Source organism: Rathayibacter sp. AY1D1, from assembly GCF_002932635.1.
Taxonomy (GTDB): domain Bacteria; phylum Actinomycetota; class Actinomycetes; order Actinomycetales; family Microbacteriaceae; genus Rathayibacter.
Genome location: NZ_PSVY01000025.1, coordinates 1 through 13,533 on the forward strand (window position 1 = coordinate 1; position 13,533 = coordinate 13,533).

Below are 13,533 nucleotides of genomic sequence, written 5' to 3' on the forward strand. Positions count from 1 at the left end.
GCGGCCGGTGTCGGTGCGGGTCATGGTGTGGTCCTCTCAGCGGTTCAGGAACGGGGCGACGCGGCGGATCGCTGCGCGGCGGGCGTGGGCGACGCAGTGGCGGAACGAGCCGCTGGTGATGCCGTGCAGCTGGTCGGAGTGCCACGCCTCCCAGACGCCGGACTTGCGGCGGGTGACGTGCACCGAGGGCATCGTCTTGGGGTCGGTGCCCACGACGCGGACGTCGACCGCGCGGGTGCCTCCGAGCGTGAGGTAGGTCTTCGTGGTGGTCTGCAAGTCGGTGGTGGTCTGCATGGGGTGGGTGCTCCCTCTGGCTGATCGTTTTTCTTTGCCTCTCCGGCGGGGAAAACCGTTTGAGTGGAGGCGGCGCAGTGACACCGATAGCGGGCGAAATAAGCCCGCAGGGCGCGTCCGCTATCGGTGGCACGGAGCCGGTGGAGCGAAATAGGTTGAAACCGCGGAGAGGTGAAGAATCTCAATCAGGTTGTCAACAGCGCCGAAGGCTCCTCCGGCCGGCTCCGTCCGGCTGCGACCGGTTGCTCAATGAGGGGAATCACCGGAGGGCGACCGTCACGTTCGATGGATGGCCGACCCGGAACGCATCGATCCGCTGACGACGATCGACGTGTAGATGCTTCCGTCAGCCATGCCACTACTGGATGCCCGCTGCGAGCGAAGCCAGAGTGAATTTCGGCGGGTCGGGAACCTTCGCGACGTCAGCGGACACTTCTCAGTGTGGACAGCATCAGTGACGAGGCGTATTGGGGCCAGGCCCTCGCTGGCGACGGGGGCGCGTTTGGGGTGATCTTCGACCGCCACCGGGATCGTCTGTACCGGCACTCGCGGGGGCTGGCTCCGAACTTGTCGGACGCCGACGACGTGGTGGCGATCACGTTGTTCGAGGCGTGGCGAAAACGTTCCGAGGTGCGATTCGTCGACGGATCGATTCTGCCGTGGCTTCTGCGCACGGCGACGTACACCGCCCGCAACCACACACGATCAGCGCACCGTTACCGGGCCGCTCTGAGCCGGCTTCCCGCGCAGGAGCATCAACCCGACCACGCTGAGGTCGGCGGAGACGGCGACGCGATGGTGGCGCTACGCGACCTGCCTCTCTCCGACCAGCAGGTGATCACCCTCTGCGTACTGGAAGGACTCGGCACCGACGAGGCTGCGCGCGTGCTCGACGTACGGCCCGGAACAGTGAAATCGCGGCTGTCCCGTGCGAAGACGAAGCTGCGCGCACGCCTCGACCACCCTTCGAACCCACTCCTGGAAGGAGTTCCCGATGTCCTCTGACACCGAGTACAGCCCTCGCGACGCGGAGTTGCGCCGCATGCTCGTCGCCTCTGCCACCGCCCCCCAGCCGGCTCCGCGGAAGCGTGGGGCACTGCTCGGACTCCTAGGAGCATTCGTCGCGGCGGGCGCACTCACGGGTGGCGCCGTCTCCGCTGCCGCCCTCAACGGTGGGGACCAGACGACAACGGTGAGTATCGAGGAAATGACGGAGCAGGTCGTCTACGACGACGCTCAGCTCTTCGGCACGCCGTTCGTGCTCAGCGGAGCCGGGAACACCGTGGTCGAGCTCGGCGCGATTCCGGAGGGCGCGGAGCAGATCGCGGTCGCCTTCCACTGCGTCGACCCCGGCAGCTTCGTCATCAACGTCGACGGGCAGCCGTACACCCAGGGCTGTGGCCGCCAGGCAACTACCGGCGCCAATGGCGGCGCCTACTTCTCCCCTGGCGCCGCGGGAGACCACTCGATCTCGGTGACGACCGGCCGTGACACCAGATACCTGCTGTGGGCCTCGTGGGCCACGCCGGCGGCTGCGCCCGAAGCGTCCGCAGAGCAACAAGCCGCGCTCGAGGATGGCACGGTGACGGAAGACGAGTACCGCGCCGGCTTCACCCGCTACGCCGCGTGCATGCTCGCCGCCGACTACCCCCTCTCCATAATCGACGAGAGCGGACCGATCATCGACTACACCAACAACGTCGACGCCGTCACCTCCGGCGTAGAGGGAAGCTGCTACGCAAAGGAATTTGGGCAGCTCGACATGGGCTGGCAAATCCAGCAGGAACCGCAAGGCGACCAGTAGACAATCCCCATACGGGAAAACGCTCATCTCGAAGCACTCACGCTGCGAGGAGAGGTGGCGCCGTGGTCGTCGCATGAGGGGCTTTCGGGGCGGTGTGCACTGTTGCAGGTTCCTCAAAGTTGGCCCCAAAAGGGGCCGGGGGTGTGTAGGTGCGGTCGTCTCGGAACATCGCCCAGATGACGTCGAGGCGGCGCCGCGCGAGGGCGAGGATGGCTTGCTTGTGCGACTTCCCCTCGCCGCATTTACGGTCATAGAAGACTCGTGATTCGGTCTTCTGCTGCACGCTGACCATCGCTGCGAGGTAGCAGGCACGGAGCAGCCGCCTGTCGTAGCGATGTGGCCGGTGGTGATTGCTGCTGATCTTGCCCGAGTCACGCGGCGCCGGAGCAAGGCCGGCAACGCCGGCGAGCGGTCGGCGCTGACGTAGATGCTGAGGTCAGCGCCGGTCGATGCGAGAAACTCGGCCGCGAGCAGCGGCCCGAAGCCTGGCATCGAGCGCAAGAGCTCGGCGGCGCGGCTGGTTTCGACCCGTGCGGCGATGAGCTGGTCGATCTCCGCGATACGGCTTTCGAGAGCGATGACACCGAGTGCGAGACGGCGGGCGAGTTCCGCCGCGATCGCCTGGCCAGGGAGCACGCTCTGCTGGCTCTTTGCGGCGGCGACGGCAGTGGCGGCGGTCGCGACCGCAGTCCGGCAGCCTTGCGCGCGAAGCCACCGTGCCAGGCGAGACTCCCCGTCACAGCGGCGAAAACACGGAAGCCATACCCGCCGTCCTCGGACGATCGACACACTACGACTGCGCCGAAACCGCCCGAGCAACAAGGTAAGGAAAACAGGTGGAACGGGCCGCATCGCGGCCTCCGACCCGCGGCGCTCCGTCGCCGCTGCGCGAGCCGGCTTGTGCCCGACGGAGGCTGGGAGCCGGCTACAGGACGGTGTCGGCGCCGAGGATGCGGCGGAGTCGCTGGCCGCTGTCGCGGATGCGTGTCTTGACCGTTCCCAGCGGCAGCTGAAGCGCGTGGGCTATCTCGGTGTGGCTGAAGCCCTGCACGTAGGCGAGGAACAGGATCTCGTGATGGATCAAGGGAAGCGCGCGGATCGCTGCGACTGCGGCGGCGTAGTCCAGTCGGACTTGAGCCCGCGCTTCCACGTCGGCCTCCGGCTCGGTGGAGAGTGCTGCGTACTCGTGGTCCCGCTGGCGGGACGCCTCCGCGGAGCGGACTCTGTCGATCGCTCGTCGTCGGGCCATGCGCATGAGGAGGTGACCCGAGGCTTGAGCGGGGTCAAAGGTCGCCGCTCGCTGCCACACCTCCAGGAACACCTCTTGCGTCACCTCGCGGGACTGCTCGGGGTCGCGAAGGACGCCTCTGATGACCCTGTACACATCGCGGGCAATCAGGTCGTGAAGGTCTGAGAATGCACGGGTGTCGCCCTCGGCGATCCTCGCTATGAGGAGACGAACGGCCGCCTCGACGTCGTCCTTCATGCTGCGCTCCGGCGGTACGGCGAGCTCGCCAGGCGAGGTCGAGCGATTGGCAGCACGTCTTCTGTTCGAAGCGGACAGGGACGACGGATGTTTCTCTGCCCTATGAAGGCAGACCGAGGGCGTCGCCCTCGGCTCACGGCGGACGGTGGTCGCGCCTTGACGGGATCCGGAGGCTGGCCGTCGTCGCTACCTCAAGTAAGGCAAGAGCTGAAGGAAGACGGTCCGCGCGATGACCTGGCGCAACTCGTTGAGGAGTTGCACGATGTCCTGCCCGTGTGCTGGCGAGTCGGGCTCATCGACAACGAAGTGAGATTCGGTCGAAATGGCGACGGAACCGAGGTCGGAGTCGTTTCTCCAGGCCATGATGACGTCCGTACCGATGCCGTCCACGCGCGCCATGCTGATCGTCATCTCGGACACATAGGGCATGTAGCCCGGTGAGACGCTGCGTGTACCGGAGGCAGCGGTTGAGAGGACATCGGAGCGGTGTCGGGTTGTGCGCGACAGGTCATCGAACCGAGCGAGCAGGTGCTGATCGGGGTTGCTCGGAGCCATTGCCCAAGGCTGAATTCTCATGATCTCGGCTTGCGCACCGGCAGGCAACAGGCTGATGCCGACGACCGGGCCCTTCGGCTGCCTTGTGGAGGTCGGGAACGTCACGCTCTTCTTCTGCGCTGCGGTCAACTGGCCCTGCTCGTGCAGAGCCAGGGCCTGCGCGAGCTGCTCGAGCACGGCGCTGAAGTGTTGAAGAACGTCCTGCACGAGGTCGCGCGCTCTGTCGGGCACACCTTCGGTGACACGAAGCTGGATCTCGGTCCACGCTCCCTTCTCCACACGATGGACCGTGACCGCGCGTGCATGCCACGCGTGGAACACCTCGACGAGCTCTTCGTACGCCTTCACCGCTCGGCCGTACCGGCGCATGAAACTCGCGTCTGCGAACTCCAGCTGCTGCGCGGCGAGCACTGCCTTCCAATCCGACCCACTCTTGACCATCGAAGCCCCCTGGACATGACCTCTCGATCCGAGAGTGGGCAAGACGATACAACGTCTGTGTGCACAGGCTGACGGTGACGTACTCAGCGCGCAGGGAAGGAAGGGGACAACCGCGGCAGCGCTGAGGACCCTGTCTGTGAGGAAACTGGCACACCGGACGCGCGCGGATTCGGCATCAACGATGGTGTGCAGCAGCGCGGTGACGAGCGCCGCGGCGATCGCGGAAGTGCGCGCAGCGATCCCGGAGGATCACGTCATCCTCTACGTGCTAAGGATCGCGGACGGCTCGGAGTAGGGGCTCAGACCGTTCCGGCGAGGAGTGCGACGGCCGCTGCGGAGAAGAGAACAACGGCCGCCAGGAGAGCGCCGCGGGCCCGGGCGCGCTTGTCCACCGCGACCTCGGAGACCTGCGCGGAGTGGAGCTCGGAGTCGCGATAAAGCGGCACGACACCGGCGACGACGAGCGCGGCACCCGTCACGGCCAGCAGCAGAGCGATCCCGTCCCACATGCCGACCAACTTACTCAGCCGCAGGGGCGGCACTGCGGCGGGCTACGCGCTGGGTGGTTGTGGTGACGACGGCGGTCGCGCGGGTGAGGTTGGGGCCGATGGCGTCGGCTTCGAGGACGCGGCCGGTGCGGCGGTTCTCGCCTTCGCCCCAGGCGACGGTGCGCTCGTAGCCGACGACGATCACGGCGTCTCCCTTGTGGAGGGAGGCGAGCACGTGCTCGCCGAGTTCGAACTTCGCTTCCACGTAGTGCGTGGTCGGGGCGTCGTGCGGGGTCCACTCCCCCGCGCGGTATTCGCCGGTGTTCTCGATGACGCGCAGCTTCACGATCTGTACGCGGCCCGCCTGCACGGCCTCGGGGTCGGCGGCGAGGTTGCCGGTGATGGTCCTGGTACTCATTTGCCTTCTCCTGCTGGTTCGGTTCGTGGGTCGTCCCGTCGACGTCGGCGGGATCTCGTCTGTGGCGTCAGCCGCGGGGTTGTCAGTGGGGCGCGGCTCTATGCCCCAGGACGCGAGAGCGTCGCGTCGGGTGACCTCGACGGGCGGCTCGGACAGCGCCCTGCGCTGTTCGAGCTCGGCGCGCGTCACGGCGTAGGCCGGGAGACGCCGCTCGTCGCCGTAGGCGAGGCGGTAGTACCGATCGGCCTCGTTCTCCGCCCAGTCGACCTCGCCCTGCCGGTCCGCGCGCCCGGCGAGATACCCTGCCCGGTACTCGTCGCTCTCGACGTTCGGGCCGGTCACGCTGCGTGCTTCTCGATGAGGTCAGGGCGGAACCCCGACCAGTGATCCTCGTCGCTCGCGACGACCACCGGGGCGGCGGAGTAGCCCAGCTCCTCCGTGACGTAGGCGAGCGCTGCGGGGTTCGTCGTGACGTCGACAGTCGTGTACTCGATGCCCTTCGCGTCGAGGGCTCGGTAGGTCGCGGTGCACTGCACGCACGACGGCTTCGAGTAGACGGTCAGAGCCATGAGGAATCCTCCAGATAGAACTCCATGTGCGCTTCGAACTCCTCGCGCTTCTCCTCGGCGCAGTGCGCGTGGATCCACCACCCGGCCGCGTCGCGGTCACCGGCCTTGTCGAGCATCTGCGCGATCACGTTGACCTTCTCGCAGGAGAGAGTGGGCGAGACGGTCATCGCCACGCGGAAATTCGCGAGGGCCGCGGTGTAGGTAGCGCCCGCGGTGAGGAACGCGGTCACCGCCTCGTCGTAGGCGTCCGCCGCCGCGAGATAGATCGTCACTGCGTCGGCCTTCGGCTGCTCGGTCATCGCTTCGCTCCTTCCGGGGTGTGCGCGTCGCCCTCGTCGTCGTCGGTCGCGTGCTCCGCGATCCACAGGTCGGCGGCCTCGTCTCGTCCGAATGCTCGCAGGAGTCCGGCCAACGCGTCGACCTCGCAGCAGCTCATCCGGACGGCCAGATCGTCGGCGGTGTCCCCGTGGGAGAACACGGACACGAACTCGGCCACCGCCTCCGGGAGGGTCGGTGTCTGCGGTTCGGTGGTGGCGGTGTCGGTCATGGTGAAGTCCTCTCGTCGTCGGGTCCCGGGCGGTAGTCCTGCCCTGCCCCTCCCCCTCGTTTTTTTGCCGTGATTCTCAATCAGATTTGTCAAGCCAGCGGGGGTGGTCTGGCCGGATCGTTCTTCCTTCTCTCCCAGCGTTTTTTTGCCTGGAAGGCACGTAGTGCCGAGCAGGGTCGGAGGTGGGAGCGCAACCCGGAGGGCGGAGGAGGAGAGGTTGTCGGCGCGATGGGAGGGAGCGCAGCGACCGCGTGCCGAGAAGCTCGGAGGAGCCGGCCGCGCAGCGGCTTGCGTGGACGCCGGAGGCCCGTACGCTGCCGAAGGCTTCCAGGCAAAAATTCGCGCAGCGCACGACACCGCGCCGGCCTGAGGTCGGCGTCCGCTTGTTCGCGATCTGATGCGCGGAATTGCGGCCGCTCGAAACGGTCCCGACGCTGGACGTCCTAGCGACCGCTCTGCAATGCAGAGTACAGTTGCTCTACACCACAGAGTGATCGGAGCATCATGTCGCTGACTCGCACGCCCTTAGAAGAACGGGTCCGAGACGCGCGGCACGTGTCATCACTTCCGCTGATCGTCTCCGGCGTCGGAGTGGTAACAGCCGGACTGCTGCCCCTGGCCGGTTCGACGCTCTTCACCGTCGGCTTCCTGATACCTGCCTTCACGAGCATCGCTCTCTGGCTCGTGTTGAGGGCTACTGCTGCTCACGCAGGTGTGGGAATGGGGCGCGAGCGCATGGGGCCGGTCGCGGCTGTCATCGCCACTATCTCGATCTTGACGTTTCTGCCCACGATGTTCGCCGGTCCGGCCTTCCTCGTTGAGTTCGTCGGTCCGGCATTCCTTGTCGGGGTGCTCCTGTTCGCGATCGGTTGGCGACTCGAGAATCGCAGCCAGTGGCTTGCTGGCCTCGGGGTGGCAGTAGTTTCCCCCTTCCTCTTCAACAGTTTCTTGCAGGGCGCCGCCGCCGAGAGCGGGTTGACCCCGGGTGATTCCTACGGTTCCACGCCTCTGTCGATCGATGGCGTCGTTCTCGCGATCGCCGGCATCACCGTCGTCGTTCTGGGTATTACTGCTTTCCGGCAGGAGACGGGACGTGCCCGTGACACCAGGCGCTGAGGAGTCGACCGACGACGAGTTCGCGTCCTTGGACGATGCCGTCCACCAACGAACACGTCTTGCGATTTTGACCATCCTTCACGAGGCTGGCGAAGCCGACTTCCGGTTCCTGCGCGCGACCCTCGACCTCACCGACGGCAACCTTGGGCGACACCTCGAAGTCCTACTCAGGGCCGGTCACATCACCACACGACGGGGCTACGACGGCCGCCGAGCCAAGAACTGGGTCGCTCTCACTCCTCAGGGCACCGCCGCCCTCAGCATCGAAGTCGAAGCACTGCGCGCGATTGTCGCGCGCGTCGATCGCGCGCAGAATCCCTGACCAGGATTACCCCGCAGCGAGGTGGTTCACCACGAGTGACGGTTGCCGATGCCCTCCCACGGATTCCCGCCAGCACCGAGACCACGAGCCGCCGACCCATCTGCGATCGTCCCTGACGCGAACGCGGCGGGCTCTGCGCCTGTGGGGTGATAGCTGGTCTGGTCGCGGAAAATTGCCCAGATGACGTTGATGCGGCGTCGGGCGAGTGCGATCAGTGCCTGCTTGTGCGACTTGCCCTCGCCACGTTTTCGCTCGTAGAACGAGCGAGAGACCGGGCAGTTCCTCGACGCGATGAACGCCGCTTGGAAGCAGGCGTTCAACAGCCGCCGGTCGTAGCGCCGTGGCCGGTGGTGGTTGCCGGAGATCTTCCCGGAGTCGCGCGGCACGGGAGCGAGGCCCGCGAAGCTGGCCAGCCGGTCGGGCGTCTCGAATGCGGCGAGGTCAGTACCGGTTGCGGCGAGGAAGTCCGCGGCGAGCCTGCGCCCAAATCCGGGGAGCGACACGAGCAGATCCGCAGAACTGCTGTCCTGTAGAACGGCGTCGATCTCGGCCTCGAGCTCGGCGAGTTCGTCGCGGATGCGGAGCAGATCGCGGGCGGACCGGCTCACCAGCCGGGCCGCGGCATCCTCCCCCGCGACGACCGAGGTCTGCTCGCGCGCGGCTTCCACCGCCGTCTTAGCGACGGCCGCGGACTTCCAACAGCCCTGCCCCTTCAACCACGACGCCAGACGGCTCTCCCCCGTCTGCCTGATCGCGGACGGCGTCGCGTACCGGGTGAGCAGCACCAGAGGTCCCCTGGTCGTCGCGTAGTTGAACGCTCCCTCGAGTGACGGGAAGTAGTGGACCAGGATGGCGCGTAGCCGATTTACGGCGCGGGTGCGGTCGTGCACCAGGTCCTCGCGCCGGGCTGAGAGCAGGCGCAGCTCCGCGGTGACGTCGTCGGCCTGCCGCATCAGCGTCACGTCTCGTCGGGTCCGGGCCTGGTCGGCGATGATGACCGCGTCCTTCGCGTCCGTCTTTGCCTCGCCTCGGTAGGCGCCCGAGGCGTGATGAACGACCCGGCCCGAGATGTAGAACAGCGGCTGCGCGTGGGAGCTGAGCAGCGTCTGCAGCAGCCCCGTTCCGCCGTGGTTGAGGTCCGTCGCCCACGCGACGTCGGTGCCACCCGGCAAGGAGGCGACGTCGCCCATCAGGGTCAGGATCGCTGACTCTCGGTTCTTGAAGCGCTGCGAGAGCAGCTTGGTTCCGTTGCCGTCGATGACGACGCAGTGGTGTTCGGTCTTGCCGGCGTCGATACCGGCCCAGAGTTGTGGCATGCAGGGTCCTTCCGTTGAGGGGTGCGGTGCGCGATGAACGACCTTGCCGGCATGTCCTTACGGGGCGATCTGGTCGCGTTTCTCAATGAGCGGTCCTGCCGTTGCGGGGTCCCGGGCGGCTAATCACGGCGTGCCATCAGTCGGCTGAAGGCGGTCAGCCATACCCGGGATCCCTGGCGCGTTCCGGAGCCTACAACTGCCCCGGATCCACGGAAATAACGGTAAGGAAGGCGGTTTTCCGCCTTAGCAACCGGAGGGCGCAGTGCAATCCGCAGGGCGAGGGGGGAGAGAGTTTCGGCGCGAAATAAGGGAGCGCCGCGACCGCGTGCCGAAAGTCTCGGAGGAGTCGGTGGCGCAGCCACTTGAACGGAGCCCGTAGGTAGCTACGAGCGCAGCGAAGCGGAGGGAGCCGCCGAAGGCTTCACGGCAAAGAAGCGTGAGCCCAACGGGCGAACATCAGCGGCCGGCACCGCCGGCCGAACCTCTGGGCGGCGCTCCGTCGCTGCTGCGCGAGTGCAGCTCGCGCCCCGGAACGGGATACCGGGGAGCGTGAGGGGTTACCCCTCATGGGGCGGCAACGCCGACCCTCCCCCACCGTCGACCGCGACATGCTGACTTGTAAACATGCCTACAAGTCAGCACGTGCTGTGGGGACTCGAACGTCCGTCACCACAGTTGCCGAGCCGTGGGTTCGAACAGCGCCGCCGCCACCGCGCAGGTCCCCCGGAAGATAGCGGCGCCGACGCGCAGTAGCTCGTGGGTCATCCGATCCCGCGTCTGCCGGCTGCTCCCAATCACGGGGTCACCGCGGATGGCGAGTGACGGCCTGGGAGGGCCGGACGGCCCGGTAGGCATGTAGGGAAGTTGACTTGATTACATGCTTACTTGTCATCAGCTTTGTGTCCCTCGTACTGGGCGAGGAGGAGTTGAAAGGCTTCCGCAGCGAGCACCTGTACGGGGACGCCCTGCTCGGCCGCCAGGATCTTCACCGCTCGGATCGAGTCCTGGGGGAGTCGGACGGAGAACACGGCGAGCTGGGTCGGCGGCACGAAGGTGCCTTCGCCCGCCTGGGCTCTCTTCGGTCGAGCTGCGCGGCCCGCGGCCGCAAAGCGGTTCTCGCTCACTTGACGATTCCCTTCAACTCCGCGAGCACGTTTCGGTACTGGCCAGGATCGGTGATCGGCAGGCCGTACGCCATCGCGAGAGCCTGCGCCTGCGGGATCTCGCTCGTCAGGACGGGGACGCCGAACGGTTCGAGCGCGTCGCGGATCTGCCCAGCGGCGACCGTGCGCTTGACCACTCGGGTGAGGAGGGTGAAGGCCGGCGCGTCCGTGAGGGCTTGAACCTGCTCGATGAGGTTGACCGTCTCCGCGTACTGGGAGAAGTCGCCGCTGGTGGGTTGGATCGGGATCAGGATCAGGTCAGCGGCTCGAGCTGCTGACGTCGTGATACCCAGGTCGCCCGGGGGAGTGTCGATGAGCACGTTCTGGTGGCTGCTGCTCAACCAGGGCTGCTTGTGGATCGTGTTGCGAGGCAGCCCGGTCGCGTCCCAACCGAGGGTGTTGGCCCAGTCGAGCGCGCTGCCCTGCGGGTCGCCGTCGACAATGAGCACGCTCTCCCCGGTCTCGCGAAGCGCTGCTGCGAGATGGATGACGGTCGAGGTCTTGCCCGACCCGCCTTTCAGGTTCACTACCGCTGTAATCATGATGACAAGACTACCAGTCTGCATGCTGACATGTAAACATGCTGACGTGCTGACTTGGGGGATGCGCGGTTACTGGGGCCGTCGCTCGACGGCGGACGCCCAGACCCACAGTCGGCGGCTGGCGTCGCGGTCCTGCCACTCGACCATGACGGCTCGGGCGGTCCAGGCGATAGCGAAGCCCTCAACGCGAACGGGGGTGCCGGGGTAGCGGACCCAAGCCCAGACGGGCAGGGGAGTGGCGGCCCAGGTGGGCCGCTGCCGGGTCTTGTCTAGCTCGTCGTCGGTCAGGCCGATGGGGTGGCCGCGGCCGGCTGTCTCTTCGATGCGTCGATCGATCTGTGCGCCGACGTGGCGCTCGTAGCGTCGGTTCGTTCCCACGCCGCCAGTAGAACATATGTTCGAACGCGTGCGGTCGACGTCATGCGGCGGTCGAGGACCACCAGAGCGAGCCGGGGGCGAGCATGCCGGTGCGTCCCCAGTGCAGCGCCTCGCGGTGATCGCCGCGGCCGGCGGCGTCGCGGGGGTAGAGCGGCCAGACGCGCTCGCCAGCGGTGCTGTCCTCGAACAGGGGACGGCTCGACACGTGTCGGCGTCGCGGGCGTTGCCTGGGGGAGGAGGAGCGGTGCGCGAGCTCGGCTTGCCACCAGGCCCACACTTCGCGCTCGACGTCGTAGCGGTGCGCTCGATCCGTCAACGCTCCGTCGACCCCGATCGCACGAGCGGCGGCGGTTCGGCGGTCACGCTTGGCCTGGGTCCAGCCGTTGGTGTGCTTGACGATGAGCCGGTGTGTGCGCAGGCGGGAGAGGGCGGTGGCGGCGGTGCGGGTGGTCACTCCCAGCAGGGTGGCTGCGGCGTCGAGAGCGAGGGTCCCTTCTCGGCGCAAGAGCGCGTACGCCTTGCCTGCCAGGTGTCCGAGGCCGGCGCGAGTGAAGAGGTCGTGCCGAGTGTCCGTGAGGTCCGCCTCGAGCGTGGTGAGCAGCATGGCTCGTTCGGTGAAAAGCGGCCCGGGGGGGCGGGGGTTATTAGTGGTTGTGACCGGACTTTGCAGGGAGCCTGTGGAAAAGTGCTCGGACAGTCGCCATTCGCTGGCGTTGGATCCGTCCGCGCGGACGACGAGCTGCACGTAGCCGTCCTCGCGCAGCGTCCGCAGGGCGCTTGCCGCGGTGGTGCGGCCCAGGCCGGCCAGGAGGGCCAGGTCGCGGATGGACGCGGCCACGGTGCGCTTGCCGGTGTGCAAGGTGAGGTAGGCCAGGGCGGTGAGGATCGTCTTCTCCGACGTCGCCCGCTCGGTCCTGCCCCACCGGCCCGGGCTCACCCGGAACCGGTCGAGGAGGGCGCTGACGGCGCCGACGAGGCTGTCCAGCTCCGCTAGGTCGCCCGGTTCGCGCTCGGGCGGGAGAACGGCGTGCAGCGCCGCGTACTGGCGGGCCCTCTCCCACTGCCGCGCCAGGCGCTCCGCAGCCTCGTCGCGGGCGCGGGGCCGGCGGTGGCCGCGCCCGGTGTTCTTGGTCCGGTAGTGCTCCATCCCGGGAGCGGTCCGGGCGGCGTGCTCGACGTCGGTGTCAGACCAGCCGGCGTGCGCAGCGGAGAGCAGGCACATGAACGCGGTCCACGAGGGATTCGCGCCGCCGCCGGGCGTGGCCATGTGCGCGGCGCCGGCAGCGCTGAGCGTCCGGTGCGTTTGGTGTGCGGTGGCGGTGGGTACTGGGGGAGTGGCGTCGACGCGCAGCGGCGGCCGGGACTCTTCCAGCGCGACCGTGACGGCATCGATGGCGGCCGCGGTGACGTTCGTATCCAGCAGCTCCTCCGCGCGGCCTCGGAGGACGGTCGAGAAGCTGCCGTCGCGGTGCGGGGAGAGCGGCGGACGGGCGGCGCCGGTGCGCGGGTTGCGGAGCATCCCGTGATCGAGGGTGCGGAAGTTTGCTCGAGCGGCGATCGCCAATCGGGCCACCTGCTCGGCTGGGGCGGCTTCCGCGAGAGCGACCCACAGGTGGCGGCCTCCGGTGCCGGAGGACTGACAGACGATGTGAGCGACCTGGTGGGCGTCGAGGACAGCGGAAAGCGCGTCGCAGTCGTCCGCGGCCTGCTCCATGAGCTCGGCGTCGACGCCGTGGGAGTCTTTGCCGTCGAAGTCGAAGCACAGCAGCCGGAACGCTCCAGCGTCATCGGTGAGGTAGATCGCCCACGGCGCGGCCGGCGCGACGGGGGAGACGGGGAACGCGGCCGGATAGGCGTTCTCGTCCAGGCGCCCGTAGGCGTCCGGGCGCATCGTGCGCACCGCGGCACGGGGGCTCAGCCGGCGCGTCAGCGTCCACGGCGCCGAGAAGAGGTCAACTTCGGCGTTTTGGGCGTGCGCAGACACAGCAATGTGGCTTACGATGAGGTCACTTCTCCTCCCTCGGGTGGGGATGACGAAGGCCCGGCCTGAGAAACCGGTACTTCTGGAACTGCTTCACACCTGTTAGCCCTGGT

At 67.5% G+C, this 13,533-nt stretch carries 17 protein-coding genes and 1 pseudogene; 4 read left to right on the forward strand and 14 right to left on the reverse strand.

The annotated features are described in order from the left end of the window. Positions 1–36: 36 nt before the first annotated feature. Entirely contained in the window at positions 37–294 is a 258-nt protein-coding gene (locus C5C56_RS13710) for a hypothetical protein (RefSeq protein ID WP_104319791.1), read from the reverse strand. A gap of 441 nt (positions 295–735) precedes the next feature. Between C5C56_RS13710 and C5C56_RS13715 the strand changes: the two genes are divergently transcribed. Continuing rightward, positions 736–1,299: an RNA polymerase sigma factor gene (locus C5C56_RS13715; RefSeq protein WP_104319792.1), complete on the forward strand. Its 564-nt coding sequence runs from the start codon at positions 736–738 to the stop codon at positions 1,297–1,299. After that, positions 1,289–2,098, forward strand: coding sequence for a hypothetical protein (locus C5C56_RS13720; RefSeq protein WP_104319793.1), 810 nt, complete (start codon positions 1,289–1,291; stop codon positions 2,096–2,098). The genes C5C56_RS13715 and C5C56_RS13720 overlap by 11 nt, the downstream gene beginning before the upstream one ends. A 37-nt stretch (positions 2,099–2,135) precedes the next feature. Here the strand turns inward: C5C56_RS13720 and C5C56_RS18510 are convergent. From C5C56_RS18510 to C5C56_RS13760, 8 genes and pseudogenes are all read right to left on the reverse strand, one after another. After that, positions 2,136–2,516: pseudogene (locus tag C5C56_RS18510) on the reverse strand (transposase); the annotation flags it as partial. Positions 2,517–3,023: 507 nt separating this feature from the next. Continuing rightward, positions 3,024–3,584 (reverse strand): sigma-70 family RNA polymerase sigma factor, encoded by a 561-nt coding sequence (locus C5C56_RS13730; protein WP_104281172.1) that lies wholly within the window; start codon positions 3,582–3,584, stop codon positions 3,024–3,026. A gap of 186 nt (positions 3,585–3,770) precedes the next feature. Then, positions 3,771–4,580 (reverse strand): hypothetical protein, encoded by an 810-nt coding sequence (locus tag C5C56_RS13735; protein WP_146082477.1) that lies wholly within the window; start codon positions 4,578–4,580, stop codon positions 3,771–3,773. A gap of 299 nt (positions 4,581–4,879) precedes the next feature. Next, entirely contained in the window at positions 4,880–5,089 is a 210-nt protein-coding gene (locus tag C5C56_RS13740) for a hypothetical protein (RefSeq protein ID WP_104281174.1), read from the reverse strand. 10 nt (positions 5,090–5,099) lie between these two features. Further along, positions 5,100–5,828, reverse strand: coding sequence for a single-stranded DNA-binding protein (locus C5C56_RS13745; protein WP_104319795.1), 729 nt, complete (start codon positions 5,826–5,828; stop codon positions 5,100–5,102). Next, positions 5,825–6,055, reverse strand: coding sequence for a glutaredoxin-like protein NrdH (gene nrdH / locus C5C56_RS13750; RefSeq protein WP_104224209.1), 231 nt, complete (start codon positions 6,053–6,055; stop codon positions 5,825–5,827). Before nrdH ends, C5C56_RS13745 begins: the two co-directional genes overlap by 4 nt. Further along, the gene (locus C5C56_RS13755; protein WP_104256210.1) at positions 6,046–6,354 is read right to left on the reverse strand and encodes a hypothetical protein; all 309 of its coding nucleotides are present in this window, start codon (positions 6,352–6,354) and stop codon (positions 6,046–6,048) included. The genes nrdH and C5C56_RS13755 overlap by 10 nt, the downstream gene beginning before the upstream one ends. Further along, a complete protein-coding gene (locus tag C5C56_RS13760) occupies positions 6,351–6,602 on the reverse strand; it encodes a hypothetical protein (protein ID WP_104224211.1) in 252 nt (83 codons plus the stop codon). Before C5C56_RS13760 ends, C5C56_RS13755 begins: the two co-directional genes overlap by 4 nt. A 504-nt stretch (positions 6,603–7,106) precedes the next feature. On the opposite strand from C5C56_RS13760, the gene C5C56_RS17535 reads away from it, so the two are divergent. Continuing rightward, the gene (locus C5C56_RS17535) at positions 7,107–7,718 is read left to right on the forward strand and encodes a hypothetical protein (RefSeq protein ID WP_146083192.1); all 612 of its coding nucleotides are present in this window, start codon (positions 7,107–7,109) and stop codon (positions 7,716–7,718) included. Beyond that, positions 7,696–8,040, forward strand: coding sequence for a transcriptional regulator (locus C5C56_RS13765; protein ID WP_258063703.1), 345 nt, complete (start codon positions 7,696–7,698; stop codon positions 8,038–8,040). The genes C5C56_RS17535 and C5C56_RS13765 overlap by 23 nt, the downstream gene beginning before the upstream one ends. A 26-nt stretch (positions 8,041–8,066) precedes the next feature. Here the strand turns inward: C5C56_RS13765 and C5C56_RS13770 are convergent, their stop codons facing one another. The 5 genes from C5C56_RS13770 to C5C56_RS13790 all read right to left on the reverse strand — a co-directional run bounded on the left by C5C56_RS13770 (position 8,067) and on the right by C5C56_RS13790 (position 13,423). Then, on the reverse strand, positions 8,067–9,356 hold the full coding sequence (locus C5C56_RS13770; protein WP_258063702.1) for an IS110 family transposase: 1,290 nt from the start codon (positions 9,354–9,356) through the stop codon (positions 8,067–8,069). Between the two features lie 881 nt (positions 9,357–10,237). Continuing rightward, on the reverse strand, positions 10,238–10,480 hold the full coding sequence (locus C5C56_RS13775; protein ID WP_104256212.1) for a ribbon-helix-helix domain-containing protein: 243 nt from the start codon (positions 10,478–10,480) through the stop codon (positions 10,238–10,240). Further along, on the reverse strand, positions 10,477–11,061 hold the full coding sequence (locus tag C5C56_RS13780) for an AAA family ATPase (RefSeq protein WP_181072910.1): 585 nt from the start codon (positions 11,059–11,061) through the stop codon (positions 10,477–10,479). The genes C5C56_RS13775 and C5C56_RS13780 overlap by 4 nt, the downstream gene beginning before the upstream one ends. 69 nt (positions 11,062–11,130) lie before the next feature. Next, a complete protein-coding gene (locus tag C5C56_RS13785) occupies positions 11,131–11,439 on the reverse strand; it encodes a hypothetical protein (RefSeq protein ID WP_104256214.1) in 309 nt (102 codons plus the stop codon). A gap of 40 nt (positions 11,440–11,479) precedes the next feature. Continuing rightward, positions 11,480–13,423, reverse strand: coding sequence for a hypothetical protein (locus C5C56_RS13790; RefSeq protein ID WP_104256215.1), 1,944 nt, complete (start codon positions 13,421–13,423; stop codon positions 11,480–11,482). Positions 13,424–13,533 lie beyond the last annotated feature (110 nt).

Excerpts from the sequence above, each read along its gene's own strand:
- C5C56_RS13710 (WP_104319791.1), bottom strand. The coding sequence starts at position 294 with ATGCAGACCACCACCGACTTGCAGACCACCACGAAGACCTACCTCACG.
- C5C56_RS13740 (WP_104281174.1), bottom strand. The coding sequence starts at position 5,089 with ATGTGGGACGGGATCGCTCTGCTGCTGGCCGTGACGGGTGCCGCGCTC.
- C5C56_RS13780 (WP_181072910.1), bottom strand. The coding sequence starts at position 11,061 with ATGATTACAGCGGTAGTGAACCTGAAAGGCGGGTCGGGCAAGACCTCG.
- C5C56_RS13730 (WP_104281172.1), bottom strand. The coding sequence starts at position 3,584 with ATGAAGGACGACGTCGAGGCGGCCGTTCGTCTCCTCATAGCGAGGATC.
- nrdH (WP_104224209.1), bottom strand. The coding sequence starts at position 6,055 with ATGGCTCTGACCGTCTACTCGAAGCCGTCGTGCGTGCAGTGCACCGCG.
- C5C56_RS13760 (WP_104224211.1), bottom strand. The coding sequence starts at position 6,602 with ATGACCGACACCGCCACCACCGAACCGCAGACACCGACCCTCCCGGAG.
- C5C56_RS17535 (WP_146083192.1), top strand. The coding sequence starts at position 7,107 with ATGTCGCTGACTCGCACGCCCTTAGAAGAACGGGTCCGAGACGCGCGG.
- C5C56_RS13735 (WP_146082477.1), bottom strand. The coding sequence starts at position 4,580 with ATGGTCAAGAGTGGGTCGGATTGGAAGGCAGTGCTCGCCGCGCAGCAG.
- C5C56_RS13770 (WP_258063702.1), bottom strand. The coding sequence starts at position 9,356 with ATGCCACAACTCTGGGCCGGTATCGACGCCGGCAAGACCGAACACCAC.
- C5C56_RS13755 (WP_104256210.1), bottom strand. The coding sequence starts at position 6,354 with ATGACCGAGCAGCCGAAGGCCGACGCAGTGACGATCTATCTCGCGGCG.
- C5C56_RS13720 (WP_104319793.1), top strand. The coding sequence starts at position 1,289 with ATGTCCTCTGACACCGAGTACAGCCCTCGCGACGCGGAGTTGCGCCGC.